Here is a 1,909-nt window from a genome sequence, read left to right on the forward strand (position 1 = left end):
CAAGCTGACAGCGCAAGGGCGACTTTTTTCTGATTCCTCTTTACGGAGATAAAAAATGGCAAGCAAGGACAGGCTATCGGTGTTGTTGGGGATGATGGAGCAATCGATCATTCCGGTGTTTTACCACCCGGACGAAGAAGTGTGCGTGAACGTCATCCAGGCGTGCGCCAACGGCGGCGCCAAGTGCGTCGAGTTCACCAACCGGGGCGATTTTGCGGCGGACGTCTTCCTGCGCGTCACCAAGCACTTCGCCAAAGCCGACCCGAGCGTCGTCATGGGCGTGGGTTCCGTCTGTGACGCCCCGACCGCCGGGCTGTACATCGCCAACGGCGCCAAATTCGTCGTCGGCCCGCTGCTCAACGCCGAGGTCGCCAAACTGTGCAACCGGCGCGGCATCCCCTACAGCCCCGGCTGCGGCTCCGCCACCGAAATCGGCGACGCCCAAGAACTCGGCTGCGAAATCATCAAAGTCTTCCCCGGCGCCTCCGTCGGCGGCCCCGACTTCGTCAAAAGCGTCATGGGCCCCATGCCCTGGACCCGCATCATGCCCACCGGCGGCGTCGAACCCACCGAAGAGTCCCTGCGCAAATGGTTCGGTGCCGGCATCGTCGCCTGCGGCGTCGGCTCCAACCTCATCACCAAGAAACTGCTCGATGCCAAAGACTACCAAGGCCTCGAAGAAAACGTCCGGCAGACCGTCGCCCTCGTCAAACGCATCAAGGCCGAACTCGCCGCCAAATAAGACCGGACCGACTCCCCGGTAGAAAGCTAGCTAGAAAGGAACCCCCCATGAGCGAACTCATCGTCAAACCCGCCAACGAAGCCCAATGGGACTGCCTGTCCTTCGGCGAAGTCATGCTCCGCTTCGACCCCGGCTTCGGCCGCGTGCGCAACGCCCGCAGCTTCCAGGTCTGGGAAGGCGGCGGCGAATACAACGTCGCCCGCGCCATGCGTAAATGCTGGCAAAAGCGCGCCGCCGTCGTCACCGCCCTGCCCAAGAACGACCTCGGCTGGCTCGTCGAAGACCTCATCATGCAAGGCGGCGTCGACATGAGCCACTGCATCTGGCGCGACTTCGACGGCCTCGGCAAGAACACCCGCGTCGGCCTCAACTTCACCGAAAAAGGCTTCGGCATCCGACCCGCCCTCGGCTGCTCCGACCGCGGCCACTCCGCCGCCTCCCAGATTCGCCCCGGCGAAGTCAACTGGGAGAAGATCTTCGGCGAAGAAGGCGTGCGCTGGTTCCACACCGGCGGCATCTTCGCCGCCCTGGCCAGCAACACCGCCGAAGCCGTCATCGAAGCCGTCCAGATCGCCAAGAAATACGGCACCGTCGTCGCCTACGACCTCAACTACCGCGCCTCGCTGTGGAAGAGCCAGGGCGGCAAGGACGCCGCCCAACGCGTCAACCGCGAGATCGCCAAGTACGTCGACGTGATGATCGGCAACGAAGAAGACTTCACCGCCTGCCTCGGCTTTGACGTCGAAGGCGCCGACGAACACCTGACGCAGATCGAGACCGACAGCTTCAAGAAGATGATCCAGACCGCCGTGGCTGCCTTCCCCAACTTCAAGGTCGCCGCCACCACGCTCCGGAAAGCCACCACCGCCACCTTCAACGACTGGTCGGCGCTGCTCTACTACCAGGGCGAACTCTACCAATCGATGCAACGCCCCAACCTCGAGATCTACGACCGCGTCGGCGGCGGCGACGGCTTTGCCTCCGGTCTTGCGTACGGCTTCCTCGAAGGCAAGGGTCCGCAGGCCGCGGTCGAATACGGCGCGGCACACGGTGCCTTGGCGATGACCACCCCCGGCGATACCTCGATGGTGCGTGTCGAGGAAGTCGAAGCCGCCATGAAGGGCAAGGGCGCTCGCGTCATCCGGTAAGCGGCGCCACTAAACCGGC

2 protein-coding genes are annotated in these 1,909 nt (G+C 63.7%); both read left to right on the forward strand.

The annotated features are described in order from the left end of the window. Window positions 1-55 precede the first annotated feature (55 nt). Window positions 56-742 (forward strand): bifunctional 4-hydroxy-2-oxoglutarate aldolase/2-dehydro-3-deoxy-phosphogluconate aldolase, encoded by a 687-nt coding sequence (locus NZ453_RS21755; RefSeq protein WP_263773106.1) that lies wholly within the window; start codon window positions 56-58, stop codon window positions 740-742. Window positions 743-789: 47 nt separating this feature from the next. Next, window positions 790-1,890, forward strand: coding sequence for a sugar kinase (locus NZ453_RS21760; protein ID WP_263773107.1), 1,101 nt, complete (start codon window positions 790-792; stop codon window positions 1,888-1,890). The last annotated feature ends 19 nt before the right edge of the window (window positions 1,891-1,909 follow it).

Source organism: Propionivibrio soli, from assembly GCF_025770765.1.
In the GTDB taxonomy this organism is placed as follows: Bacteria; Pseudomonadota; Gammaproteobacteria; order Burkholderiales; family Rhodocyclaceae; genus Propionivibrio; species Propionivibrio soli.

What these genes read in the sequence shown, in the direction of transcription:
- NZ453_RS21755 (WP_263773106.1), top strand. Translation starts at nt 56, where the DNA reads ATGGCAAGCAAGGACAGGCTATCGGTGTTGTTGGGGATGATGGAGCAA.
- NZ453_RS21760 (WP_263773107.1), top strand. Translation starts at nt 790, where the DNA reads ATGAGCGAACTCATCGTCAAACCCGCCAACGAAGCCCAATGGGACTGC.